Below are 25,418 nucleotides of genomic sequence, written 5' to 3' on the forward strand. Positions count from 1 at the left end.
TGTGCCTCATGTCCGTCGCATCCGCATCGCATGTGCTCTCACCGGCCGAACTGCGCAGTGTGTTCGAGCGGGAGAAGCAGGACGAACTGGTCGGCATCGAGATCGAGTCGGCAGCGCTCGACCCCCGCACCGGGGCATCGATCCCCTACGGGGGTGAGGCGGGCATCGGCGCCTTCCTCGGCCATCTGGCATCGGAGCCCGGCGTCGAAGCCGTCCACGACTACGGCACCCTCGTCGGCGTCAAGCTGCCCGACGGAGGACACGTCTCCCTGGAGCACGGCGGCGCGGTGGAGTACTCGTCGGCGCCCGCGCCCTGCGTCGCCGACCTCATGCGGACGACTCGCGCCGCACTGGAATGGCTCGCCACCGCCGCGGACCGGTTCGGGTTCGCCCTGGTACCGGGCGCCCAGTATCCGTGCACGACGTTCGAGGACGTGCAGTGGATGCCGCACTCCCGCACCTCCCTCATGCGCGACCACTTCGAGAGCCTGGGCCAGGAAGGAGAGTGGGGCCCGCGGATCATGTCCATGATCGTCTCGACGCAGGTCTCGTTCGACTTCACCTCACCCGCGGACCTCGCCGACAAGCTCCGCATCCAGGCCGCAGCCTCCACTCCGGCGGCCGCGCTCTTCGTCAACGCACCGCTGCAGGCCGGCAAACCCAGCGGACTGCTCTCCCGCCGCATGCTCTTCTGGAGCCGCGCCGATCCCGCCCGTACCCGGGTCGTCCCCGTCACGCTGAGGGAGGACTTCACCATCGACCTCTTCATCGAGTGGGCCCTGGGCCTGCCGATGATCCACCGGGGCATGCCGGACGGAAGCCGGAAGCGGGTGCCCGCGGTGCCGTTCCGCACCCTCCTCGCCGAGGGCTTCGGGGACGGCACCTTCCCCGGCCTCCAGGACTGGCGCGACCATCTGTCGCAGATCTTCCCCGACGTACGGCTGCGGGACACACTGGAGCTGCGCGCTGTGGACGGGCTGCCCTACGAGGCGCTCGACGCCGTCCCCGCCTTCTGGACCGGGCTCACCTACGACCCCCCGACCCGGGCGGCGGCGTGGGAACTGCTCCGGCACATCAACGGAGAACAGCACCTCGAAGCCCTCGCCGACATCGCCCACCGCGGCATGCGCGCGGACCTCGCCGGGCATCCCGTACGCGAGCTGGCGGCCGAACTGCTACGGCTGAGTGAGGCAGGGCTCCGGGCACGGGTCGACGCGGGCCTTGAGCGTGCCGAGACCGTGTCCTGCCTGGAGCCGCTCAAAGAGGTGGCGCGCACGGGCGAGACCTTCGCCCACCGGACCCTCACGCAGTGGCACCAGGACCCCGCACACTTCCCCCGCAACTACGTCGCAGCACATCGGATCCCCACCACCGGATGACGAGGTCGCGCCGCCACCAGAGAGGGGGGCGGCCACCGCACCCGGTACCGCGCTCCCCGACCCCTGCTCTGCCCAGGCCGTCTCCTTCGGATCTTGCCGGGGTCGCGGGGCTTGGCACGCACATCTGCGGCGTTGTCGTCGGTTGCCAACGCTCCGCGTTGTCGCCCTCCTCCGCCTTGCAGCTGCACGCACCAAGCCCCGCTCGGCTCGACGGATCGTGAACGCCGACCGGATCCGGCCTGATCCGAAGGAAACGGCCCAGCGGATCAGTGCCGCGGCACCAGCCCCCGCACCACCTCCACCCGCTCCGCCGCCACCAGGCAGTCGACGGCGGAGCGGCCGCCCGCGTCTGCCGTGAAAGCGACCAGTACGCCCGGCTGTCCGCCGAACTGCCAGACCACCTCGGCCAGTTCGGTGTCCGTAGGGGAGCGGAACACCGGGTCCTGGAAAGCCGTCGGGCAGCGCACGAACAGTGGGTCGTGGAAGATCAGCTCCAGGCCGTGGTGATACGTGAGGTCGCTGTCGGCGGCCAGGCGGAACCGGCCCGCGTCCCAGCCGAGTACCTCCCAGTCCCACCAGGAACCCTCCGGCAACCGGAACGCCCCCGTCACGCCCCGCCTCCCTCCGGCAGGAGCAGCCGCATCGCCGGTTCCGGCATCCTGCGGAAGCCCAGGGACGCGTAGAGCTGTTCCGCCTCGGGGGACGAGGTCAGGTCGATCTTGCGGATGCCGCGTTCGCGGTACCAGCCGAGGAGGGCCTCCATGCAGGACCGGGAGTGGCCTCTGCGGCGCTGGGACGGGTTGGTGCAGACGTTGAAGACGTAGCCGATCCGGCCGTTGGGGTTCTCCGGGGAGCCGAGGCGGTTTTCGATCGTGCCGGTCGCGCAGGCGGCGAGGCGGTCGGGGCGTGCCGGGTCGTCGACGACCGTGGCCATCAGGTCGCCGTCCGGATCCGCGAGGGCCGTGCGCAATCGCCGTACGGACAGCTGCCGCCAGCCCGCGTGGTCGTCGCTCGGGCGGAGCGAGTCCAGCATGATCCTGCGGAGCCTGACCAGCTCCTCCGCGTCCCGCGGTGTGGCACGGCGTGTGTCGCTCATGGCCGGAGGCTAGCGAGGACACCCGGTGCTTCTCCTCCCGTTTTCGCTTGCTTGGAGTGCGCTCCAAGGTTCTAGCGTGGGGGCATGACGGTGATGGAGAGCAGTCCCCCGATCCCCGAAGACACGGTCGAGCGGTGTGCCGGGGCGGACCCCGGCCATCCGCGGCCGGACGGACAGGACCGGTACACGATCAGCGAGGTCGCGGCCCACACGGGGCTCAGCGCGCACACCCTGCGCTGGTACGAGCGGATCGGCCTGATGCCGCACGTGGACCGGTCGCACACGGGCCAACGACGGTTCACCAACCGGGACCTGGACTGGCTCTCCCTCGTCGGAAAACTGCGCCTCACCGGCATGCCGGTCGCGGACATGGTCCGCTACGCCGAGCTGGTGCGGCAGGGCGAGCACACCTTCGAGGAGCGGCAGGAGCTCCTGGAGCAGACACGGCACGACGTCCTCGGGCGCATCGCCGAACTCCAGGGCACCCTCGCCGTACTCAACTACAAGATCGACTTTTACGCGGGCGCCCGGCGGGCGCCGGAGAGGGCTTGAGCCTGATGAGCACGGAGCACGGCACGGAGAAGATCCCCACCACCCGACTCGGCACCGGCGGCCCCGAGGTGGGCGTCCAGGGCCTCGGCTGCATGGGGATGAGCTTCGGGTACGGGCCGACGGACGGGGACGAGGCGCGGGCCACCCTGGAGCGGGCCCTGGAGCTCGGCGTCACGCTGTACGACACGGCGGACATGTACGGGTGGGGCGAGAACGAGAAGTTCATCGCGCCGTTCGTGCGGGCGAACCGGGACGAGATCGTCCTCGCCACCAAGTTCGGCATCGTCCTCGACAAGGACGACCCGGCCAAGCGCGGCGTCAACAACGACCCGGCGTACATCCGCAGTTGTGTCGAGGGCAGCCTGCGGCGCCTGGGCGTCGACGTCATCGACCTCTACTACATGCACCGGCGCGACGTGAACGTCCCGATCGAGGAGACCGTCGGCGCGATGGCCGAGCTGGTCGCCGAGGGCAAGGTCAAGCAGCTGGGCCTCAGCGAGGTCACGGGGCCCGAGCTGCGCGCCGCGCACGCCGTGCACCCGATCGCGGCCGTGCAGTCGGAGTGGTCGGTGTTCAGCCGGGACGTGGAGGCCGGTGTGGTGCCCGCGGTGAAGGAGCTCGGCGTGACGTTCGTGCCGTACTCGCCGCTCGGCCGCGGCTTTCTGACCGGTGCGTTCACCAACGCCACCGATGAACTCACCGAAGGCGACAACCGCCGCGCGATGCCCCGCTTCACCGGCGAGAACGCCGCCACCAACGCGGCGCTGCTCGAACCCGTGCGCAAGCTCGCCGAGACCCGCGGCGCGAGCCTCGGCCAGGTCGCGCTCGCGTGGGTGCAGCAGCGGGCCCAGGTGCACGGCCTCCCCGTGGTGCCGATCCCGGGCACCCGCAAGCGCGGCCGTATCGAGGAGAACACGGCGGCGACCCGACTGGTCCTGACCGACAGCGAGTTGGAGCTGCTCGACCCGATCGCCGGGCAGGTCGCCGGCGGCCGCTACGCCGACATGAACTTCACGTCGGCCGGCCGGGAGTAACCGCTCCCGTACGGGCCGGGCGACCCGACACCCGCCCGGCCCGTACGGACAGTGCCTCTCAGCTCAGCCCGTACGGACAGGCCTCACGCCCGGCCCGTACGGACAGGCCCCTCACGCCTGATGCCCCGCACGCCTCATGCCCCGCACGCCTCAGGCCCCTCACGCCCAGCCGAGGGCGAACGCCGCGAACCCCGCCGCGAGCAACCCGGCTGCCGCGCGCCGGAGCCCGGAGGAACGCGTCGTACCCGTGCCCCAGGGCCGCTCGAAGCGGTGCGCGTACCGGCCGATCGCCACCAGGAGCAGCGCGAACAGCGGCAGCCAGGCCGCCCGCGCGGCGATCCAGGCGAACGAGTCGGGCGCCGTGGTCAGGCCCGCCAGCTCGCCGAACGGCGCGCCGGTCGCCGCCGCGGCGAACATCGCCGTCTGGTGCCAGCACAGGATCATCATCGCCGACAGGTTGATCACCACCACCGGCGCCCACATCGCGGGCCTGCGAAGCAGTGCGCCGATCCGGTCCCGGAGCAGGATCGCCGCACCGCTCTGCGCGGCCGCGAGCGCGAGGACGAGCAGCGACGGCGGATGCGAGTTGGTGCGCGCCTCGCCGGGCACGCCCACCATCGACGCCGGGTAGTGGAAGGCCAGGAGCAGCGCCGCGAACAGCGCGGTGCCGCCGACGAGCAGCAGCCACGCCCCGCGCCTGCCGAGCCTCTTCTCGCCCCAGGAGACGCCGAGTTGGTACGCGAACATCCACCCCGGCAGGATGTTCAGGACGCTCAGCCAGGACGGCACGGCCTCCGCGTACGGCCCGTAGCGCAGGAAGTCGACGGCGGCGACGGCCGCGAGGAGCGGTGCCGCGGACCAGGCGCCGAGGCGTTCGGCGGCGCGGACGCAAAGCGGGGTGAGCGCGGTGATCACCGTGTAGACGCCCACGAACCACAGGGGCTGGATCACCAGGGTCGAGCCGGTGCGCAGCGAGTCGCCGGGCACGCCGAGCGCGGAGAGCAGCGGGATCAGCAGCGCCCACACGGCCGTCACGCCGAGTACGGGCCGCCCGAGCCGTGCCACCCGCCCCCGCAGCCAGCCCGCCGTGGACCCGCCGCGCTCGCGGGTCCGCCGGTAGGAGAGCACCGAGGCGTACCCGCCGACCAGGAAGAAGATCCCCAGCAACTGCAGGAACCAGCTCAGCGGCGCGAGAGAGCCGAGCGCGGACAGCGGGCTGGCGTTGTGCAGCCCGCCGTGCGCGTCGAGCGTGAACCCGCCGAGCAGCCAGTGCCCCGTTGGCACGGCGAGCAGGGCCAGGGCCCGCAGCCCGTCGACGGCACGGTCGCGGTGCGCGGGCGTACGGGCCTCGATGGACGCGACCGTACGGTGCAGGGCGCGCCGCGCGGACCGCGGGGGAGCGGCCGGGCGGTGCCGGGAAGGGCCCAAGTGCCGTGCGGGAGGTGCGAGTTCGGCGTAGGTCATGGCTGGTCCTTCGAGGGATGCCGGGAAGCCGGGAGGCCGGGAGGCCGGGATGCCGGGAAGTCGGGAGGCCGGGATGCCGGGGCGGCCGGAGGCTCAGTGGGAGGCGCCGAGGGCGATGTCGGCGAAGGCGCGGAGCGAGTCCGTGCCGGGCGCGAAGTAGCCGGTGTGGCCGTCGGCCTCGGCGGACGGGACGGGGCGGGCGCCGAAGGACGGGTCCGCCGGGTCGGTGCCGTGGCCGAGGCCGAGCACCTGGACGTGCGGGACGTTGTCGATCCAGTCGCCCGGGTCCTTCGCGGCCCAGACGCGGGCCTCGGTGCGCAGGTCGGCGGCGCGCTCCACGCGCATGCCGGGGGAGCCCGCCACGACCAGGTCGGAGGCGGGCGCCTGCGGCGCGGCGAGGCCGCACACCACCGAGCCGTAGCTGTGGCAGAACAGCGCCGGGCGCGGGCCGCCCGCCGCGACCACGCCCTGCGCCAGCCGGGCCAGGCGCGGCGCGCCCGCCTCCGCGAGCCGGCCGGTGGCGGCGTCGGGGCCGAGCCCGACCGGCGTGGTGTACCCGGCCCAGGCGATCACGGCCGTGCGGTGCCCGGTCGCGGCGTAGAGGGAGCGGCCCATGCCGGTCGGGGTGCCGTACCGGTCCTTCTTACGGTCGAAGGTGCCGAGGTCGATGTCCGAGCCCGGCACGATCACGGAGACGTGCTCGGCTGCGTCCAAGTCCCCGTACACCTCGGCCACTTGGCCACGGCCGCGCGGGTCGAAGGCGAGGATCTGCCGTCCGGGAGCGAGGAGTTCGGCGTAGCGCTCGGCGCGGGCGCGGGCGGCGGCGCGGTCCTGCTCGGGTTGCTGCTCGTCGGCGGCGCGGTCCAGCTGCTGCGACCGTTCCTCCCGCAGCGCACGGGAGTTGGCCGCGTACCGCAGCTTCGGCGGGGCGCCGTCGAGGTTGCCCACGACAAGGGCGTGCCGTTCGACGAGGGTCCGGCGCCGCTGCTCGGTCAGCCCGGCGAAGAAGCCGGCGATCCGGGCCGGGGACGCGGTCGCCGGGTCGGGCAGCGGGCGGCCGTGCGGGTCGGCGGTGCGGTCGGCGCGCCAGGAACTGACGCCGGGCACCGGGCCGGTGACGGCCTCCTGCTCGGAGCCGACGGCCCAGCCGGTGCTGCCCGCCACGACCGCCGCCGTGAGCGCGGCCGCGACCAGCGTCCGCAGACGCCGCCCCTTGCGCTCCTTCGCCCGCCGCTGCTCGGCCATGGCCGTCCCCGCTTCCCGTAGGTCCCGTACATCGCGTACGTCCGTCTCGCTGACGGGAGGGAAGGTAGGAAGACGGCTTGGCCCGGCACGTCACACCGGGGAGCCAACTCCTGGGTGCTACTGGGGTCTTGGGGCGTGCTACTCAGGTAGGGGGTGCACGCGGCCCGGGAGCTCTCAGCCCGCGTCGCCGGGGGACACGAGGCCTGACTCGTACGCGAAGATCACGGCCTGGGCGCGGTCGCGCAGGTCGAGCTTGGCGAGGACGCGGCCGATGTGGGTCTTCACGGTCTGCTCGGCGAGCACGAGCCGTCCGGCGATCTCCTGGTTGGACAGGCCGCGGGCGATCAGTTCGAGCACTTCGGTCTCGCGTGGCGTCAGCCCGTTCAGGCGCAGCGAGGGGTCCTTGGCGCGGCTCGGCTTCTGCCGGGCGAAGTCCGCGATCAGGCGCCGGGTCACGGACGGCGCGAGCAGCGCGTCCCCGGAGGCGACCACGCGGACCGCGGCGATCAGGTCGGCCGGCGGCGCGTCCTTGAGCAGGAACCCGGAGGCACCGGCGCGCAGCGCCTCGTACACGTAGTCGTCCACGTCGAACGTGGTCAGCATCAGCACCTTCGGCCGGTGCACCACGCCCGGCGGCGGTTCGAGGAGGGCGCGGGCCGCGGCGAGGCCGTCCATCTCCGGCATCCGCACGTCCATCAGGACCACGTCGGGATGGGTGGAGCGGCTCACCTCCACGCCCTGCCGGCCGTCGCTCGCCTCGCCCACCACGTCGATGTCGCTCTGCGCGGCGAGCAGCGCGGCGAAGCCCGCCCGCACCATGGCCTGGTCGTCGACGATGAGCACACGGATCGTCACGGGCTGTCTGTGCCTTTCGTACGCAGCGGAAGCCGGGCCGCGACGCGGAACCCGCCGTCGGGCAGCGACCCCACGTCGAGCGAGCCGCCGGTCAACCGTACGCGCTCGCGCATGCCGACCAGCCCGTGCCCGGTACCGCTGTGTTCGAGGGGCGTCATCGGCTCGGCGGCGGGGCCGTTGACGACGAGGACAAGCAGATCCTCGCCGTCCCCGCGCACCGCGACCTCCGTACGGGCGCCCGGCGCGTGCCGCACGACGTTGGCCAGGGCCTCCTGCACGATCCGGTACGCCGACAGCTGCACGGCCTGCCGCACTTCGCCGAGCTTGGCTTCGAGCGCCAACTCGGCGGGCACACCGGCCCGTACGGTCGCCTCGACCAGCTGCTGCAGCCGGTCCAGGCCGGGCTGCGGGGCGCGCTCGCCCCGCGCGTCCTCGCTGCGCAGCACCGCGAGCAGCCGCCGCATCTCGGCGAGCGACTCCCGGGCGCTGCCCGCGATGGTCGCGAACTCCTCCTGCGCCTCGGGCGGCAGGCCCTGGATGCGGTACGGCGCGGAGTCCGCCTGAACCGTGATCACCGACATGTGGTGGGCGACCACATCGTGCAACTCCCTTGCGATCCGCGCCCGTTCTTCCAGCAGTGTCCGCTGCGCCCGCTCGGCCTCGCTGATGGTCTCCTGCACGACGAGCCGCCGCTGCGCCTCACCGCGGGCCCGCAGGGCGTACGTGACGACGAGGACGACGCCGCTGAGCACGAACAGCAGGACGTGCACGCCGTCGCTCTTCTCCTGCGAGACCGCCTCGAAGAGGAACCCGGCGAGACCGGTGGCCAGCCAGACGGCGACCAGGGTGCGCCGGGACTCGCGAAGGCCGAGCAGCGCCATCAGGAGCAGATAGCCGACGACCACCATGGGCGTCCACGGCCAGCTGCGGCCCGGGGTGCCGTCGGCCCCGAGCAGCGCGAGCGCACCGAGCACGTCCGCGACGCCGACGATCCACCAGGCGGGCAGCGGCCGGGTGAGGGCGAGCAGCAGCGGCGCGGTCTGCGCCGTGGCGAGCGCACCGGCGAGGGCACCGCCGAGCTTGTAGTCGCCCACGAGCACGGTGATGGTGACGGGCAGCAGCGAGGCGACGAAGCCGAGGACGATGACGTACGGCAGCAACCGCACCCACGCCTTGCCCGCCCCGGACAGTGGGGCGTCGCCGGACGCGGCGGGCGTGGTGAGCGCGGCGCCGACCTCCCGCAGCCCGTCGCGAAGGCCGTCGCGCAGGTTGTCCCGCAGCTTGTTGGGTGAGGTTTCCATGACGGCTTCAGCGTAGGCAGGCGGGGGCGTCGATGCCGTCATACCTGGGTCTTCAGGGTGGGGTGCTACTTGGGTATGAGGCGGGGCTGCGGGACGCGTGTTTTTTCCCCTACCCGCCCCTTCCCGAAAGTCCTGCGGACAGCTCCGGGGGCTGCGCCCCCGGGCCCTGCTTCGGGGCTCCGCCCCGGACCCCGCTCCTCAATCTCCCCCACCTACCGCTGGGAGGTGCCCCCAGAGGGGCTCAAAATTGAGCCCCTCCGGCGATTGAGGAGGCCCGAACCCCCTACAGCTCAGCCAGCAACTCGGCCTTTTTGGAGGTGAATTCGGTATCGGTCAGCAGCCCCGCCTGATGCAGCTCCCCGAGGTGCCGGATCCGGTCCGCGATGTCCGCCGGGTCACGCCGGGCCGGTGGGCGCGGGGACTCGGCCGCAGAGGGCCCACTACTGCGCACCGCCGCGAGGACCGCCGCCGCGAACGGCAGGGACTCGTGCACCGGCCCGTACCCGAGACCGAACACCACCGCTGCGGGATCCTGGTCCGCCTGCGCGGGCTGCGCTCCCGCGGGGGCGCGGTGCAGCAGCCGCAGATGGCCGTCGAACACCTCGGGGGAGCGCCACTCGACGTCCGCGAGGTCGCCGACCGCGAAGCTCTGGTCGCCCGCCTTCCACTTCGCCGACGAGGCACCCGTCCAGAACCAGCGGTACGACACGGTCCTGCCGTCGAAGGACGCCTTGCCGTCGTACGCCTTGAACTGCAGCGGACCTTCCGGCGCCGGTACGAGGAACTCCTCCGCGTCGGACTCGGGGCCGACCAGGGCGCGGAGCTCGTCCGCGTAGTACTCGGCGAGGATCTCGCGCTCGGCGGGCAGCACCAGGCGGTAGGGGTCGCTGCTGTCCTTCAGCTGCCCGTCGGCGGCCGCCATCAGCGGATCCGCGCCGGGTCTCGGAACGGCATGCAGCACCACCGTCCCGCGCTTTCCCGGGGTCAGGGTCACCGCCGCCAACGCCTCGTGGGGAATGCGTCGTTCACCGAGCGCCTGGAACAGCTTCGGTGTCCTGATCCCCCGTTCGAAGCGGATGAGCACGGAGTCCGAGTCGAACTCCCAGGCGGCATGAAATCCGGCCAGTACGTCACCCATGCGGCTCATCGTATGCGCCGCGGGAGCCGAAGCCCACCCGTCTCCCGAGGGCCGCGGGCCGAACGAGCCGCGCCGTCCGGCCCTTTGCCGCTCTCCCCGAGCCATCCCCCACACCACCAGGTGAACGGATCTCTACGCGCGTCAGGCCGAAGCGGAACCGGAAGGCGTGTTCCGGCACTCCTCGCCGCCCCCCGCACAGCTCACCGAGCCGTACTGGCCGACGCCGATCCGGGCGAAGTTGCGGAGGCTCTCGGTGCCCGGCTGAAAGTAGCCCGTATGGCCGACGGCGCCCTTCGCGGAGACGACGCGCGCGCCGAAACCCTTCGAGACGGGGTCGGCTCCGTGGCCGAGACCGCCGACCTCCATGTGCGGGATGTCCTGGATCCAGTCGTCGGAGTCCCGCATGGCCCAGACCTGGGCGCCGGTGTGCAGGGCGTCGACGCTCCCGGCGCGCATCCCGGGGCTGCCCGCGACCGCTATGTCGGTGACCCGCGAGGGCAGCTCGGGCGCGGCGACCCCGCAGACCACCGAGCCGTAGCTGTGGCAGTACAGGGCGACCTTCGACGAGCCGGGCAGCGTACGGACCAGGGAGTTCAGGCGGACCGAGCCGTCCTCGGCGCGCTTCGCCGTGGCCGCGTCCATGCCGAGGCCGGCGGGCGCCGTGTAGTCGGCCCAGGCGATGACGGCGGTGCGGGTCTTCGGGCTGCGCTCCTGCTGCTCGCGGTAGAGCGCGTTCGCCATGCCGCGCGGGGCGGTGTAGCGGCCGTACGACTTCTGGAACGTGAGCAGGTTGGTGTCGACGCCGGGCACGACGACGGAGACCCGCTGGGCGCGGTTCAGGTCGCCGAGCACCTCGGCGACGCGTCCGGGGCCCATCGGGTCGAAGGCGAGGATCTGCCGCTCGGGCCGCATCAGCGACTCGAAGCGGTTCATCCGGCGCCCCGCCTGGTGCCGGCCCGAGTCGGAGAGGCGTTTGTCGTGCATGCGCCGCTGCTCGACCTCGCGCGCCTTGCCGATGGCGACGCGGTTGGCCGCGTACCGGAGGGACACGGGCGCCCCGGTCATGTTGCCGACGGCGAGCGGGTGGCTGCGGGCGAGCCGGAGTCTCTGGGACCCGGTGAGGGTGTCGAAGAAGTGCGCTATCCGGGCGGCGGGGGCGTGCGGGTCGGGCAGCCGGTGGCCGTCGATGCCGCTGTGCTTCCAGGCGGAGAGTGCCCGGTCGAGCGGGGTCGACGCGCCCCGGTCGTGACGCACGGCGCTCCAGCCGGTGGTCGCCAGCATGACGAAGACGACCGCGAGAGCGAGGAGCGCGCGCCAGACGTTCAAGGTGGGGGACGAGTCGAAGGAAGTCACTCCGGAACACCCTAGGAGAACTGCCGCTCAGACCGGGAAAGGGGTGGGACAGATCACGTTTCGCGGGGGGTGATTCCAGCAAATCGGGCGCATGGGGGACGAGCTGGCTACGCTCCGTACTCACTTGAGGGGCACGGCAGTTCACCCTCTGCCGATGTGTTCGTACGCTCCGTCGGCCGCCAGTCGCCCGCGAGCGCCGGCGCCAGCTGGTCGAGCTGCGCGGCCGTGACCACGCGCATCGACTCGACGCTGAGGTCCTCACCCGCGCCCCACAGCCGCCCGGTCATCCGCATCACGCCGCTGAACGCGGCCACGGCCACGCGCGGGCGCGGGTCGGCGTCCACGTCGAGGCCCTCACGCTGCGCGATGATCCGCGCGACCTCCTCCTCCATCTCGATGGAGCGGCGCATCTGCACGGCGAGCAGCGTCGGCGTCGACTCGATCAACTGGAAGGTGCGCATGTGGAGTTCGACCGGCACGACCTGCTCGATGCTGTCGCCGATGGTGTTCCACGCGTCCAGGACGGCCGCCCGCAGCGCCTTGAGCGGCGGCTCGTGCGCGGGCCGGGCGCGCAGCTGCTCCACGAACTGCGCCTCGACCATCTCCTGTACGGCGAAGATCGCCTCCTCCTTGCCGGCGAAGTAGCGGAAGAAGGTGCGCTGCGAGACGTCGACGGCGTCCACGATCTCGTCGACGGTGGTCTCGTCGTACCCCTGTGACGTGAAGAGTTCGAGGGCGGCGCGCAGCAGGGCGTCGCGGGTGCGGCGCTTCTTGCGCTCACGCAGGCCCGGCTCGGGGTTGGGCTCGGGGTTGGGCGGGGTCAATCAGGGGCCTCTTTCCACCGGTCTGCGCACCGGTTCGCGCAGCTCACCCTACCTGTGAGCAACGTGACAGTTACCGACTTGTGAACTCGTTTGTCAACTGTCAGTCGCTGTCATTAACCTCGAACGCATGACTAGTCAGACCACCGTCGACAAGGCGGACAAGGCGCCGGAGCACCCCCGTCCTGGCGCTCCGGCTCCCGCTCCGGCCCGGGCCAAAGGCCTGCGGGGCCACCCCTGGCTGACGCTGTTCGCCGTCGCGATCGGCGTGATGATGGTGGCCCTCGACGGCACCATCGTGGCCATTGCCAACCCGGCCATCCAGAAGGACCTGGGCGCCTCCCTCGCGGACGTCCAGTGGATCACCAACGGCTATCTCCTGGCGCTCGCCGTCGCCCTGATCACGGCGGGCAAGCTCGGTGACCGCTTCGGCCACCGCCAGACCTTCCTCATCGGCGTCGTCGGCTTCGCCGCGGCGTCCGGCGCGATCGGGCTGTCCGAGAGCGTCACGTTCGTCGTCGTCTTCCGCGTCCTGCAGGGACTCTTCGGCGCCCTGCTGATGCCGGCGGCGCTCGGCCTGCTGCGCGCCACGTTCCCGGCCGAGAAGCTCAACATGGCCATCGGTATCTGGGGCATGGTCATCGGTGCCTCCACCGCGGGCGGCCCGATCCTCGGCGGTGTCCTCGTCGAGCACGTCAGCTGGCAGTCGGTGTTCTTCATCAACGTGCCGGTCGGCGTGCTCGCGCTCGCCTTCGGCCTGTGGATCCTCAAGGACCACCGCGCCGCGAACGCCCCGCGCTCCTTCGACATCCCCGGCATCGTGCTGCTGTCCGGCGCGATGTTCTTCCTGATCTGGGCGATCATCAAGGCCGGTGAGTCCTGGGGCTGGGGCGGCACCAAGACCTGGATCTTCCTGGGCGCGGCCGTCCTCTGCTTCCTCGTCTTCGCCGTCTGGGAGACCAAGGTCAAGGAGCCGCTCGTCCCGCTCGGGATGTTCCGCTCCATACCGCTCTCCGCAGGCACCGTCCTCATGGTCCTGATGGCCTTCGCCTTCATGGGCGGCCTGTTCTTCGTGACGTTCTACCTCCAGGGCGTGCATCGCATGACCCCGGTCGAGAGCGGCCTGCACCTGCTGCCGCTGACGGCCATGATGATCGTGTCCTCGCCGGTCGCGGGCGCCCTCATCACCAAGTTCGGCCCACGCGTCCCGCTGGTCGGCGGCATGGTGCTCACCGCGGCCGCGATGTTCGGCATGACCACGCTGTCCACCGGGACCGGTACGTGGACGATGTCGCTGTGGTTCGCCCTCCTCGGCCTGGGCCTCGCCCCGGTGATGGTCGGCGCCACCGAGGTCATCGTCGGCAACGCCCCGATGGAGCTCTCCGGCGTCGCGGGCGGTCTGCAGCAGGCCGCCATGCAGGTCGGCGGCGCGCTCGGCACGGCCGTGCTCGGCGCCGTCATGTCCAGCAAGACCGCCTCCGTACTGCCCGAGAAGTGGACGGAGGCCGGGCTGCCCGGCGAGCCCGCTCCCGGCCTGGACGCGGCCGCCGAGGTCGGATTCCTGCCGACCGAGGCCCTGGAGAAGGCGCACACCCCGCAGCCGGTCATCGAGCAGATCGGCGGCGTCGTGCAGGACACCTTCATGTCCGGCATGCACCTGGCCTTCCTCACGGCCGGTGTCGTCGCGGCCGTGGCCGCCGTGGTGGCCGTCTTCACCAAGCGCGGCGCCAACGCGGAGGCGGGCGGCGGAGCCGTCCACATCTGACGCCCACGTCATCTGACGCCCACGTCGCCCGCGGGCTCACGCCCTCGCGCACCCGCGCGCGAGCGGGTGTGCGCGCCGTCGCCCGCGCCGTACGCATCGGAAAGTCCCGCCGAAGAGCCCTTCGGCGGGACTTTCCCCTATCAGGGTGGCAGGACCCCGAACCCCCTTCCGGCAGGCGGCAGTTGCGGCCAGAGTGCGGACCAAGCATTCGTACGACACGGGGGTTCACCACCATGCGCATCATCAGCACGCTGCCCGCCCTGACCACCTCTCTGCTCGCCCTGGCGCTGCTCGCGGCACCCGCGGCGAGCGCGTCCCCGCCCACCCTCGGCGACTGCGGGCCCGGCGAGCTGTGCCTGTGGACGGACGCCGAGTTCAAGGGGAAGCGCCAGGTCCACGAACTGGCCGGAACCGACATCGAGAGCTGCGTCGCCCTCCCCGAGGGCACCTCGGCCCAGTCCCTCGCCAACCGCACCGGCCGCCCGGTGACGGTCTACCAGTCCGCCCACTGCGCGGAGACCGGCGAGTTCCAGACGTACCCGGGCGACGGCACGTACGCGCCCCGATCGCCCTATCGCGTACGGGCGTTCAAGATCTGGGAGCACTGAGCGCTCCCACCCGGACAGGCCCGCCGCCCCCGACGCCAGGGCGGCGGGCCGCCCGACCTCAGCTCAAGCGGGCCCCGACCTCAGCCGGTCGGGTCGCGTCGGCGTGCCGGTACCGGCGCCGCCGCCGCGGACAGCTCGGCCACCTGCGCCCGCAGCGCGGTGACCTCCTGCGTCAGGGCCTCGATGGCGGCGGTACGGCGCCGCTCCTCGGCGTCGTCCTGGTCGAAGCGGGCGATGAACCAGGCGGCGATGTTGGCGGTCACCACACCGAGCAGCGCGATACCGGACAGCATCAGGCCGACGGCGAGGACCCGGCCGAGGCCCGTCGTCGGCGAGTGGTCGCCGTAGCCGACCGTCGTCATCGTGGTGAACGACCACCACAGGGCGTCGCCCAGGGTCTTGATGTTCCCGTCCGGCGCGTCGCGCTCCACCGCGAGCACCGCGAGCGAGCCGAACATCAGCAGCCCCGCCACCGCCCCGGCCACATACGTCGTCAGCCTGATCTGCGAGGCCATCCGGGCCCGCCGCCCGACAAGCAGCAGCGTCGCGACGACCCGCAGCAGCTGGAGCGGCCGCAGCAGCGGCAGCAGGACCGCGCACAGGTCGAGCCAGTGCCTGCGTACAAAGCGCTTCCGGTCCTCGCTCAGGACCAGCCGCACCAGATAGTCCACGGCGAACGCGCCCCACACCGCCCACTCCACGACGGAGCAGCCGCGCCGCAGCGCCGGATCCGCGTCCGGCAGCACGATGGGCACCGCGTACGCCACCGCGAAGAGCACCGCGAGCGCGAGCAGGGGGCGCTGGGTGCGGTTCTCCCAGCGGATCCGGGACGGCTGTTCCTTCATGCGTGTTCCTTCATGCGTGTACCTTCATGCGGCGCATCGTAAGGAACGCACAAGGCGGCGGGACCAGTCGGCCCCGCCGCCTTGCTATCCCTGAGTGGAGGCTAGGCGTCGCCGCCCGCCGCGCCCGGGTCGGCCGCCGTCACGTCGAGCAGCTGGTAGTGGTCCACGGCCTGCTTCAGGACCGAGCGGTCCACCTTGCCGTCCCTGGCCAGCTCGGTGAGCACCGCGAGGACGATCGACTGCGCGTCGATGTGGAAGTACCGGCGGGCCGCGCCCCGGGTGTCCGCGAAGCCGAAGCCGTCCGCGCCGAGCGAGGTGTACTGCCCCGGCACCCAGCGCGAGATCTGGTCCGGCACCGACCGCATCCAGTCCGAGACCGCCACGAACGGACCCTCGGCACCCTGGAGCTTCTGCGTCACGTACGGCGTGCGCTGGTCCTCCTCCGGGTGCAGCAGGTTGTGCCGGTCCACCTCGACGGCCTCGCGCCGCAGCTCGTTCCAGGACGTCGCCGACCAGACATCGGCCTTGACGTTCCACTCCTCGGCGAGGATCCGCTGCGCCTCGACCGCCCACGGCACCGCGACACCGGACGCCATGATCTGCGCCGGGATCGCACCCGACTCCCCGCGCTTGAGGAGGTGGATGCCCTTGAGGATGCCCTCGACGTCCACGTCCTCAGGCTCCGCCGGGTGCTGGATCGGCTCGTTGTAGACCGTCAGGTAGTAGAAGACGTCCTCGCTCTGAGGCCCGTACATCCGGCGCAGGCCGTCCTTCACGATGTGCGCGATCTCGTACCCGAACGCCGGGTCGTAGGCGACACAGCCCGGGTTCGTCGAGGCGAGCAACTGCGAGTGCCCGTCCGCGTGCTGGAGGCCCTCGCCGGTGAGTGTCGTACGCCCCGCGGTGGCGCCCAGGACGAAGCCTCGGGCCAGCTGGTCGGCCATCTGCCAGAACTGGTCGCCGGTCCGCTGGAAGCCGAACATCGAGTAGAAGACGTACACCGGGATCAGCGGCTCGCCATGCGTCGCGTACGCCGAGCCCGCGGCGATCAGCGAGGCCGTGCAGCCCGCCTCCGAGATGCCGTCGTGCAGCATCTGCCCGGTCGGCGACTCCTTGTACGCGAGCAGGAGTTCGCGGTCGACCGCCTCGTACTGCTGGCCGAGCGGGTTGTAGATCTTCGCGCTCGGGAAGAACGCGTCCATGCCGAACGTGCGGTACTCATCCGGCGCGATCAGCACGAAGCGCCTGCCGATCTCCTTGTCCCGCATGAGGTCCTTCAGGATGCGGACGAACGCCATGGTCGTGGCGATCGACTGCTGACCCGAGCCCTTCTTCGCGGCCGCGTACGTCTTGTCCTCGGGCAGCTGCAGCGGCTTCGCGCGCACGACACGGGTCGGGACGTACCCGCCGAGGCCGAGGCGCCGGTCGTGCATGTACTGGATCTCGTCCGAGTCCCGGCCCGGGTGGTAGTAGGGCGGAACGCCGTCCTCCAGTTGCTTGTCCGTGATCGGCAGGTGCAGCCGGTCCCGGAAGCCCTTGAGGTCGTCGACCGTCAGCTTCTTCATCTGGTGCGTGGCGTTGCGGCCCTCGAAGTTGGGGCCGAGCGTCCAGCCCTTGACCGTCTGCGCCAGGATCACGGTCGGCTGGCCCTTGTGCGCCTTGGCCGCCGAGAACGCCGCGAAGATCTTCTTGTGGTCGTGACCGCCACGGCCCAGGTGCAGGATCTGGTCGTCGGTCATGTTCTCGACCATGGCGCGCAGCCGGTGGTCACCGCCGAAGAAGTGGTCGCGGATGTACGCACCGGTCTCGGTCGCGTACGTCTGGAACTGGCCGTCGGGCGTGGTGTTGAGCTTGTTGACCAGGATGCCGTCCCGGTCCTGCGCGAGCAGCGGGTCCCAACTCCGGTCCCACACCAGCTTGATGACGTTCCATCCGGCGCCCCGGAACTGCGACTCCAGCTCCTGGATGATCTTCCCGTTGCCGCGCACCGGGCCGTCGAGCCGCTGCAGGTTGCAGTTGACGACGAAGGTCAGGTTGTCCAGGCCCTCACGCGCGGCGATGGACAGCTGCCCGAGCGACTCGGGCTCGTCCATCTCGCCGTCGCCGAGGAACGCCCACACATGCGACTTGGAGGTGTCGGCGATGTCGCGCGCCTCCATGTACCGGTTCATCCGCGCCTGGAAGATCGCGCCGAGCGGGCCGAGGCCCATCGAGACGGTCGGGAACTCCCAGAAGTCCGGCATGAGTCGCGGATGCGGGTACGAGGAAAGGCCGTTCGGCGCCTTGGACTTCTCCTGCCGGAAGCCGTCCAGCTGCTCCTCGCTGAGCCGGTCCAGGAGGAACGCGCGGGCGTAGATGCCCGGCGAGGCGTGGCCCTGGAAGAAGATCTGGTCGCCGCCGTCGCCCTCTTCCTTGCCGCGGAAGAAGTGGTTGAAGCCCACGTCGTACAGCGAGGCGGAGGACGCGAACGTGGCGATGTGGCCGCCGACGCCGATGCCGGGGCGCTGCGCGCGCGAGACCATGACCGCCGCGTTCCAGCGGGTCGCGTTCAGGACCTTGCGCTCGATCTCCTCGTTGCCGGGGAAGAACGGCTCGTCCTTGGTGGCGATGGTGTTGATGTAGTCCGTGCTGCGCATCTCGGGTACGGCGACGCGCTTCTCACGGGCCCGCTCGATGAGCCGGAGCATCAGGTAGCGCGCGCGCTCGCGGCCGCGCTCGTCGACCGCCGCGTCCAGCGAGTCGAGCCACTCCTGAGTCTCTTCGGGATCAAAGTCCGGGACCTGGCTGGGCAGGCCGCCAATGATGATCGGGTTGCGATCGGATCCGGAAGCCACGCTGTTCCTTCGCTGTCGGTCGTGCTCGGTGTTCTGGGCTGGGGAATGGGCCTGGTACGCCGTCGATTGTCGTCCCCATCGTCCACCTCGGTCGCGCAAACGTCATCTGTACCGTTAGGTAACCAGTACGCGGCCACCCGGGCCGCGATTACCACAGGACCGGCAAAACAGGCCAGAATGGCCTGGGGTGAACAACGGATACCCGGCAAAGCGCTGCCGGCGCCGCGAAGGCGCCGCCAGGAACGTCACCGTTTCGGCGGTCTCGACGGCCGGGTACTTGCGCGATCCGCCCCGCACGTGTGGACTACGGCCAGTGGCCCACGTATGCGTGCGGCCGAGAACAACTTCCAAACATGATCAGGAGGCAATCCGTGAGCGCGACCGCGGACCACGCGGAGACGAGCCTGGCCGAGAGGCTGGGCTTCCAGTCCGGGCAGGTGGTCCAGGAGATCGGCTACGACGACGACGTCGACATGGAGCTCCGCGAGGCCATTGAACAGACCATCGGCGACGATGGCGATCTCGTCGACGAGGAATACGACGATGTGGCCGACGCCGTGGTGCTCTGGTTCCGCGAGGACGACGGGGACCTGACGGATGCCCTGGTGGACGCCATCGCGTACATCGAGGAAGGCGGCCCGATCCTGCTGCTGACCCCGAAGACCGGCCGCGACGGATATGTCGAGCCGAGCGAGATCAGCGACGCGGCCGCCACCGCGGGCCTGACCGCGAGCAAGAGCGTCAGCGTGGGCAAGGACTGGTCGGGCAGCCGACTCGCCACCCCCAAGGCGGCGAAGTCCGGCAAGCGCTGAACCTTTCACGCAGCCTTCGAACCCCCGTCGGCCACCGGTCGGCGGGGGTTCACGCATGCCCGGCCCCCATCGCTAGGCTGGCCCCACCTGAACAGCCCTACGGAGGGATCCGTCCTCATGGCACTCGCTGGCCTCGCGACCGGCACCAAGGCCCCGGACTTCGAGCTCAAGAACCAGCACGGAGAGACCGTCCGCCTGTCGGACTTCCGCGGCGAGAAGAACGTCGTGCTGCTCTTCTACCCCTTCGCCTTCACCGGCGTCTGCACCGGCGAGCTGTGCGCCCTGCGGGACGAGCTGCCGAAGTTCGTCAACGACGACGTGCAGCTGCTCGCCGTCTCCAACGACTCGCCCTTCACGCTCCGCGTCTTCGCCGAGCAGGAGGGCCTCGAGTACCCGCTGCTCTCCGACTTCTGGCCGCACGGCGAGGCCTCGCGTGCGTACGGCGTCTTCGACGAGGAGAAGGGCTGCGCCGTGCGCGGCACCTTCATCATCGACAAGGAGGGCGTGATCCGCTGGACCGTCGTCAACGCGCTGCCCGACGCACGTGACCTGAACGAGTACGTCACGGCCCTCGGCAGCCTCTGAACAGCTCGACGACCTCGTGATCCCGGGACGAATAGCCTGTTTGATGCGGGAACCGGTCACTAGGATCCAGTCGTTGATCCGATGCCAACGCACGACGGGGGCGCTGCCCCTGTACACCAATTGGGAGGACTCGTGGGAGTCAGCCTCAGCAAGGGCGGCAACGTCTCGCTGACCAAGGAGGCCCCTGGCCTCACGGATGTGACGATCGGCCTCGGCTGGGACGTCCGCACCACCACCGGTACGGACTTCGACCTCGACGCCAGCGCCATCCTGGCGCAGGAGGACGGCAAGGTCGCCAGCGACGCCAGCTTCGTCTTCTTCAACAACCTCAAGAGCCCCGACGGCTCGGTCGAGCACACCGGTGACAACATCACCGGTGAGGGCGAGGGCGACGACGAGCAGATCAAGGTCAACCTCACGGGTGTCCCCGCCGAGGTCACCAAGATCGTGTTCCCGGTCTCGATCTACGACGCCGAGAACCGCCAGCAGTCCTTCGGCCAGGTCCGCAACGCGTTCATCCGCGTCGTGAACCAGGCCGGCGGAGCCGAGATCGCGCGGTACGACCTCTCCGAGGACGCCTCGACGGAGACCGCGATGGTCTTCGGCGAGCTGTACCGCCACGGCGCGGAGTGGAAGTTCCGCGCCATCGGCCAGGGGTACGCCTCGGGCCTGCGCGGCATCGCGCAGGACTTCGGCGTGAACGTCTGAGCCACGCACCGCCACGCATGACCCGGCCCGGCGCCGCACTCTCCGTGCGGCGCCGGACGCGCTGGACCACCGCACCACCACCTCGGGGAGGACACGAACATGGGCGTCACGCTCGCCAAGGGGGGCAATGTCTCCCTCTCCAAAGCCGCACCGAACCTGACACAGGTCCTTGTCGGACTCGGCTGGGACGCACGTTCCACCACCGGGGCCCCCTTCGACCTCGACGCGAGCGCCCTGGTCTGCAAGTCCGGACGGGTGCTCGGCGACGAATGGTTCGTCTTCTACAACCAGCTCACGAGCCCCGACGGCTCGGTCGAGCACACCGGCGACAACCTCACCGGTGAGGGCGACGGCGACGACGAGTCCCTGCTCGTGGACCTCTCCAAGGTCCCCGCCGAGGTCGACAAGATCGTCTTTCCCGTCTCCATCCACGACGCGGACAACAGGGGCCAGACCTTCGGACAGGTCAGCAACGCGTTCATCCGCGTCGTGAACCAGGCCGACGGTCAGGAGCTCGCGCGGTACGACCTCTCCGAGGACGCGTCCACGGAGACGGCGATGATCTTCGGCGAGGTGTACCGGTACGGCGAGGAGTGGAAGTTCCGCGCCGTAGGCCAGGGGTACGCGTCAGGGCTGCGGGGCATCGCTCTAGACTTCGGGGTCAATGTTTCGTAAAGCCGCGCACGGCTCGGGGGAGTCCCCTTCTCGTCGCGGGCGCGGGGACGCCCCGTACACAACGATTGGGTAGCCAGTGGTATTGAGAACCTTCGGCTGGTCGTTCGCGGTCACCGCGGCCGGCCTGGTCGCAGCGGTGTTCATCGGGGGGTGGCAGGCGTTCGGGATCGTGGCGATCCTGTCGATCCTCGAGATCTCGCTGTCCTTCGACAACGCGGTGGTCAACGCCGGGATCCTGAAGAAGATGAATGCCTTCTGGCAGAAGATCTTCCTCACGGTCGGCATTCTGATCGCCGTCTTCGGCATGCGCCTTGTCTTCCCCGTCGTCATCGTCGCCGTCAGCGCCAAGATCGGGCCCATCGAGGCCGTCGACCTGGCGATGACGGACAAGGACATGTACCAGCAGCTGGTGACCGACGCTCACCCGTCGATCGCCGCGTTCGGTGGCATGTTCCTGCTGATGATCTTCCTCGACTTCATCTTCGAGGACCGCGACATCAAGTGGCTCGGCTGGCTGGAGCGTCCGCTCGCCAAGCTGGGCAAGGTCGACATGCTGTCGGTCTGCATCGCGCTCATCATCCTGATGGTCACCGCGATGACCTTCGCGACCCAGGCCCACCAGCACGGCGGCGCCCACGTCGACAAGTCGCAGACGGTGCTGCTCTCCGGCGTCGCCGGTCTGATCACGTACCTCGTGGTCGGCGGTCTCTCCGGCTTCTTCGAGAACAAGTTGGAGGAAGAGGAGGAGCGCGAGCACGAGGAGGAGGAGCGCGCCGCGCGCGAGGGCAAGCCCAAGTCGGCCGTCGTCCTCGCCGGCAAGGCCGCGTTCTTCATGTTCCTCTACCTCGAGGTCCTGGACGCGTCCTTCTCCTTCGACGGTGTGATCGGCGCCTTCGCCGTCACCAACGACATCGTCCTGATGGCCCTCGGCCTCGGCATCGGCGCCATGTACGTCCGTTCGCTGACGGTCTACCTGGTCCGCGAGGGCACCCTCGACGACTACGTCTACCTGGAGCACGGCGCGCACTACGCGATCGGTGCCCTCGCCCTGATCCTGCTCGTCACCATCCAGCACGAGATCCCCGAGGTCATCACCGGCTCCATCGGCGTCATCCTGATCGCCTGGTCGTTCTGGTCCTCGGTGCGGCGCAACAAGCGCCTGGCCGCGGCCGGGGGCGGCGGCGGACCGAGTTCGTAGGAGAAGACCGAGGTCTCCTCCGGGGTGTGATCTGCGGGTAGTTGAGGGAACGCTCTGAAGCGGGGCGGTCACGAGGGCATGACCCTCTGACCGCCCCGCTGTCACGTATGCAGGCATGTGAGAAGTTGGGGGCGGAATGTCCTTCTGGGAAGGGCTGTGGCGGGGTCGCGCATCGCAGTTCGAGTCGGGGAACGCGGCGACCAATTCCATCGAGCTCACCAAGCGCCGTCCGTCGGTGTCCCTGACCAAGCAGGGCGCGGCCACCGGCAATCTGCGCGTCAACCTGTCCTGGCGGATGCGTACTTCGGACATCGAGGGACAGTCGAAGCGGAGGGGCGGGCTGCTGCGGCAGCCATGGAAGATGTTCCAGCCCGATGTGGTGCAGGCCCACACGCAGGGTGTGGTCAATGTGGACCTGGACCTGGGCTGCCTGTACGAGATGACCGACGGCGCCAAGGGCGTCGTCCAACCCCTCGGCAGCTTCTTCGGTGATCTGAACGCCCCGCCCTATGTGAAGCTCAGCGGGGACGACCGCTTCGGCTCGGCCTCCGGCGAGACGCTGTATGTGAATCTGGACCACCGCGAAGAGATCAAGCGCCTGCTGTTCTTCGTCTACATCTACGACCAGACCCCGGCCTTCGACCGTACGCACGCGAAGGTCACCCTCTATCCGAGCAACGGCCCGCGGATCGAGATCGAGATCGACGAGCGCGCCCCGCAGGCGCGTTCCTGCGCGGTGATCTCTGTGGAGAACGTCAAGGGCGAGCTGGTCGTGCGCCGCGAGGTGAAGTTCGTGTACGGCTTCCAGGCCGAGCTGGACCGGCTGTACGGCTGGGGCCTGCAGTGGGGCCGGGGCTACAAGGCGAAGGCCGACCGGTAGTCAGCGGGCCAGGAACTGCGGTCCCTGCGGCGGCAGCTTGAAGTGCGGGTCGGGACCCGGGACGGGTGCGGCCACGGGCTGCGGATAGCCGTACCCGCCCTGCGGCGCGGCGGTCGGCGGCGCCGAGACGGGCTGCGGGTAGCCGTACCCGGGCGGAGCCGCGGGCGGCGGCTGGCTGGGCGGCTGCGGGTAGCCGTAGCCGGGTGCCGCCGTCGGCGCGGGCGGGGCGACGGTCGGCGGCAGCGCGGTGTGCTGCGTCGCGGCCTCGGAGTCCGCCCCGGGTTGCCGCGGCTCGGGATCCTTGGCCTCGGGATCCTTGGCATCGCCCCCGGACTGAGCCTCGGACTCGTCGACGGAGATCCCGAAGTCCGTGGCCAGGCCGACGAGGCCGTTCGAGTAGCCCTCGCCGAGCGCGCGGAACTTCCACGTGTCGCCGCGGCGGTACAACTCGCCGCAGATCAACGCGGTTTCGGCGCCCGTCTCGGGCTTCACGTCGAAGTACGCGTACGGATCGCCCTCCGCTCCGGCCGCCGCGTCGTACAGCGAGATGCGCAGTCCGCGTACGTGCTCGAAGGGGACGCCGTCCGCCGATGCCACTACCAGGACGCGGTCGACTTCGGCTTCCATTCCGGCGAGGTCGGCCTGGACGGAATCGCTCAGTCCGTCGGCGACGCGCTTCTTGCCGAGCCGCCGGACCGTGCCGGAGGGGTGCCGGGGCTGGTTGTAGAAGACGAAGTCCTCGTCGGAGCGGACCCGGCCCTCGGGGGAGAGCAGCAGTGCCGAGACGTCGATGTCCGGGGCTCCCGACGCTGCGGGCCCCGGGGTCCAGCGCAGCACGGCGTGTACGGCCATGGCTTCGAGCGGGACGTTCGACCCCTTCAGCATCGCGTGCGTCATGCCGTCATCCTGCCTTCCCCGGCCAGGCAGGGACAACGCGGGGGGCGTCGGCGGGGCGGGGTCCGCTCGCGGGAGACATGAGGGGGTTACCTGAATTTCATGCGAGCAGGGAACCCCTGACATGCTCGTTTACGTACTATTACCGGCCACATATGGTCGGTCGGCTGTCTACAACGGGGAGTCTCATGCGTCATTTCGGGCACATTGCGCCTGAGATCCGGAACCGCTTGTTCCACACGGAACCCTGCGAGTTCACCGCGGACTCTCCCGCATCGCTCCTCTCGGTCGCCCTCGGCGCCACCCTGTACTCGCCGGCGACCCGCCCCCACCTCGCCGACGACGTCGTCAAGCAGGCGCGGCGCGGAGTGGCCTCGATGGTGCTGTGCCTGGAGGACTCCATCGACGACGCGGACGTCGTCGGCGCCGAGGAGAACCTCGTCGCCCAGCTGTCCGTGCTCGCCGCCCGCGAAGAAGGGGCCGCGGCGGCCGGGCAGCTGCCGCTGCTCTTCATCCGCGTCCGGCACGCCGCCCAGATATCCGACCTCGTGCGCCGCCTCGGCCCCGCGGCCCGCATCCTCTCCGGCTTCGTCCTGCCGAAGTTCACCGAGGAGCGCGGCGTGCCCTTCCTGGAGGCGCTCACCGCAGCCGAGGCCGCCAGCGGACGCCGGCTCTTCGCCATGCCCGTCCTGGAGTCGCCCGAGCTGCTCCACCTGGAGACCCGCGCCGACACCCTCACCGGCATCGCCCGCACCGTCGACAAGTACCGCGACCGCGTCCTCGCCCTGCGCCTCGGCGTCACCGACTTCTGCTCCGCCTACGGACTGCGCCGCCAGCCCGACATGACCGCGTACGACGTGCAGATCGTCGCCTCCGTCATCGCCGACGTCGTCAACGTCCTCGGCCGGGCGGACGGCACCGGGTTCACCGTGACCGGGCCCGTATGGGAGTACTTCCGCGCCCAGGAGCGGATGTTCAAGCCGCAGCTGCGCAACAGCCCCTTCCTCGGCCGCGCCGAGGAGCTCCGTACCGCCCTCATCGAGCACGACATCGACGGACTGCTCCGCGAGATCGGCCTCGACCGGGCCAACGGACTGCTCGGCAAGACCTGCATCCACCCCTCGCACGTCCTGCCCGTGCACGCCCTCTCCGTGGTCAGCCACGAGGAGTTCAGCGACGCCCAGGACATCCTGCGCCCCGAGCGCTGCGGCGGTGGAGTCATGCGCTCCGCCTACACGAACAAGATGAACGAGGTGAAGCCGCACCGCGCCTGGGCCGAGCGGACCCTCAAACGCGCCCAGGCCTTCGGGGTCGCGGGCGAGGACGTCGGCTTCGTGGAGCTGCTGACCGCGGGACTGACCGGCGGCACCTGACCT

General features: G+C 70.6%; 24 protein-coding genes. 12 read left to right on the plus strand and 12 right to left on the minus strand.

The features are described from left to right. Positions 1–8 precede the first annotated feature (8 nt). Positions 9–1,379 carry a glutamate-cysteine ligase family protein gene (locus QIT00_RS15005; RefSeq protein WP_282535742.1) on the plus strand — a complete coding sequence of 457 codons (1,371 nt, stop codon included), beginning with the start codon at positions 9–11 and terminating at the stop codon, positions 1,377–1,379. A gap of 266 nt (positions 1,380–1,645) precedes the next feature. On the opposite strand, the gene QIT00_RS15010 is transcribed toward QIT00_RS15005, so the two are convergent. Both QIT00_RS15010 and QIT00_RS15015 read right to left on the minus strand, forming a co-directional pair. Further along, positions 1,646–1,990 carry a hypothetical protein gene (locus QIT00_RS15010; RefSeq protein WP_282535743.1) on the minus strand — a complete coding sequence of 115 codons (345 nt, stop codon included), beginning with the start codon at positions 1,988–1,990 and terminating at the stop codon, positions 1,646–1,648. Next, positions 1,987–2,475 (minus strand): GNAT family N-acetyltransferase, encoded by a 489-nt coding sequence (locus QIT00_RS15015; protein WP_282535744.1) that lies wholly within the window; start codon positions 2,473–2,475, stop codon positions 1,987–1,989. The genes QIT00_RS15010 and QIT00_RS15015 overlap by 4 nt, the downstream gene beginning before the upstream one ends. 84 nt (positions 2,476–2,559) lie before the next feature. Between QIT00_RS15015 and QIT00_RS15020 the strand changes: the two genes are divergently transcribed. Next, a complete protein-coding gene (locus QIT00_RS15020; protein WP_282535745.1) occupies positions 2,560–3,027 on the plus strand; it encodes a MerR family transcriptional regulator in 468 nt (155 codons plus the stop codon). 5 nt (positions 3,028–3,032) lie between these two features. After that, the gene (locus QIT00_RS15025) at positions 3,033–4,061 is read left to right on the plus strand and encodes an aldo/keto reductase (protein ID WP_282535874.1); all 1,029 of its coding nucleotides are present in this window, start codon (positions 3,033–3,035) and stop codon (positions 4,059–4,061) included. Between the two features lie 159 nt (positions 4,062–4,220). On the opposite strand, the gene QIT00_RS15030 is transcribed toward QIT00_RS15025, so the two are convergent. The 7 genes from QIT00_RS15030 to QIT00_RS15060 all read right to left on the minus strand — a co-directional run bounded on the left by QIT00_RS15030 (position 4,221) and on the right by QIT00_RS15060 (position 12,241). Continuing rightward, positions 4,221–5,525 carry an acyltransferase family protein gene (locus tag QIT00_RS15030; RefSeq protein ID WP_282535746.1) on the minus strand — a complete coding sequence of 435 codons (1,305 nt, stop codon included), beginning with the start codon at positions 5,523–5,525 and terminating at the stop codon, positions 4,221–4,223. Between the two features lie 93 nt (positions 5,526–5,618). Then, positions 5,619–6,770, minus strand: coding sequence for an alpha/beta hydrolase (locus QIT00_RS15035; protein WP_282535747.1), 1,152 nt, complete (start codon positions 6,768–6,770; stop codon positions 5,619–5,621). Positions 6,771–6,944: 174 nt separating this feature from the next. After that, positions 6,945–7,625, minus strand: a complete 681-nt coding sequence (locus QIT00_RS15040) for a response regulator (protein WP_282535748.1) — start codon at positions 7,623–7,625, stop codon at positions 6,945–6,947. Beyond that, entirely contained in the window at positions 7,622–8,926 is a 1,305-nt protein-coding gene (locus QIT00_RS15045) for a sensor histidine kinase (RefSeq protein WP_282535749.1), read from the minus strand. Before QIT00_RS15045 ends, QIT00_RS15040 begins: the two co-directional genes overlap by 4 nt. 283 nt (positions 8,927–9,209) lie before the next feature. Beyond that, positions 9,210–10,064: a DUF4429 domain-containing protein gene (locus QIT00_RS15050; protein WP_282535750.1), complete on the minus strand. Its 855-nt coding sequence runs from the start codon at positions 10,062–10,064 to the stop codon at positions 9,210–9,212. 141 nt (positions 10,065–10,205) lie between these two features. Then, a complete protein-coding gene (locus tag QIT00_RS15055) occupies positions 10,206–11,417 on the minus strand; it encodes an alpha/beta hydrolase (RefSeq protein WP_282535751.1) in 1,212 nt (403 codons plus the stop codon). 107 nt (positions 11,418–11,524) lie between these two features. Then, complete coding sequence (locus QIT00_RS15060) at positions 11,525–12,241, minus strand: TetR family transcriptional regulator (RefSeq protein WP_282535752.1); 717 nt, start codon at positions 12,239–12,241, stop codon at positions 11,525–11,527. 268 nt (positions 12,242–12,509) lie between these two features. Between QIT00_RS15060 and QIT00_RS15065 the strand changes: the two genes are divergently transcribed. Both QIT00_RS15065 and QIT00_RS15070 read left to right on the plus strand, forming a co-directional pair. After that, entirely contained in the window at positions 12,510–14,003 is a 1,494-nt protein-coding gene (locus QIT00_RS15065; RefSeq protein ID WP_408909780.1) for an MFS transporter, read from the plus strand. Positions 14,004–14,236: 233 nt separating this feature from the next. Continuing rightward, on the plus strand, positions 14,237–14,611 hold the full coding sequence (locus tag QIT00_RS15070; RefSeq protein ID WP_282535754.1) for a peptidase inhibitor family I36 protein: 375 nt from the start codon (positions 14,237–14,239) through the stop codon (positions 14,609–14,611). Positions 14,612–14,691: 80 nt separating this feature from the next. On the opposite strand, the gene QIT00_RS15075 is transcribed toward QIT00_RS15070, so the two are convergent. Together QIT00_RS15075 and aceE are read right to left on the minus strand one after the other, a co-directional pair. Next, the gene (locus QIT00_RS15075) at positions 14,692–15,456 is read right to left on the minus strand and encodes a potassium channel family protein (RefSeq protein ID WP_282535755.1); all 765 of its coding nucleotides are present in this window, start codon (positions 15,454–15,456) and stop codon (positions 14,692–14,694) included. A gap of 101 nt (positions 15,457–15,557) precedes the next feature. Next, the gene (aceE, locus tag QIT00_RS15080) at positions 15,558–18,290 is read right to left on the minus strand and encodes a pyruvate dehydrogenase (acetyl-transferring), homodimeric type (RefSeq protein WP_282535756.1); all 2,733 of its coding nucleotides are present in this window, start codon (positions 18,288–18,290) and stop codon (positions 15,558–15,560) included. Between the two features lie 371 nt (positions 18,291–18,661). On the opposite strand from aceE, the gene QIT00_RS15085 reads away from it, so the two are divergent. From QIT00_RS15085 to QIT00_RS15110, 6 genes are all read left to right on the plus strand, one after another. Further along, entirely contained in the window at positions 18,662–19,102 is a 441-nt protein-coding gene (locus QIT00_RS15085) for a DUF3052 domain-containing protein (protein ID WP_282535757.1), read from the plus strand. A gap of 117 nt (positions 19,103–19,219) precedes the next feature. After that, on the plus strand, positions 19,220–19,687 hold the full coding sequence (locus tag QIT00_RS15090) for a peroxiredoxin (RefSeq protein WP_282535758.1): 468 nt from the start codon (positions 19,220–19,222) through the stop codon (positions 19,685–19,687). A 132-nt stretch (positions 19,688–19,819) separates the two neighbouring features. After that, positions 19,820–20,395, plus strand: a complete 576-nt coding sequence (locus QIT00_RS15095) for a TerD family protein (protein WP_282535759.1) — start codon at positions 19,820–19,822, stop codon at positions 20,393–20,395. 99 nt (positions 20,396–20,494) lie between these two features. Further along, positions 20,495–21,070 (plus strand): TerD family protein, encoded by a 576-nt coding sequence (locus QIT00_RS15100; RefSeq protein ID WP_282535760.1) that lies wholly within the window; start codon positions 20,495–20,497, stop codon positions 21,068–21,070. 76 nt (positions 21,071–21,146) lie between these two features. Continuing rightward, a complete protein-coding gene (locus QIT00_RS15105; protein WP_282535761.1) occupies positions 21,147–22,268 on the plus strand; it encodes a DUF475 domain-containing protein in 1,122 nt (373 codons plus the stop codon). A 136-nt stretch (positions 22,269–22,404) separates the two neighbouring features. Next, positions 22,405–23,148 (plus strand): TerD family protein, encoded by a 744-nt coding sequence (locus QIT00_RS15110; RefSeq protein WP_282535762.1) that lies wholly within the window; start codon positions 22,405–22,407, stop codon positions 23,146–23,148. Here QIT00_RS15110 and QIT00_RS15115 read toward each other — a convergent pair whose 3' ends face one another. Then, positions 23,149–24,045: a TerD family protein gene (locus tag QIT00_RS15115; protein WP_282535763.1), complete on the minus strand. Its 897-nt coding sequence runs from the start codon at positions 24,043–24,045 to the stop codon at positions 23,149–23,151. 185 nt (positions 24,046–24,230) lie between these two features. Between QIT00_RS15115 and QIT00_RS15120 the strand changes: the two genes are divergently transcribed. After that, complete coding sequence (locus tag QIT00_RS15120; RefSeq protein ID WP_282535764.1) at positions 24,231–25,415, plus strand: HpcH/HpaI aldolase/citrate lyase family protein; 1,185 nt, start codon at positions 24,231–24,233, stop codon at positions 25,413–25,415. The last annotated feature ends 3 nt before the right edge of the window (positions 25,416–25,418 follow it).

Source organism: Streptomyces luteolus (assembly GCF_029968015.1).
Classification (GTDB): Bacteria; Actinomycetota; Actinomycetes; order Streptomycetales; family Streptomycetaceae; genus Streptomyces; species Streptomyces luteolus.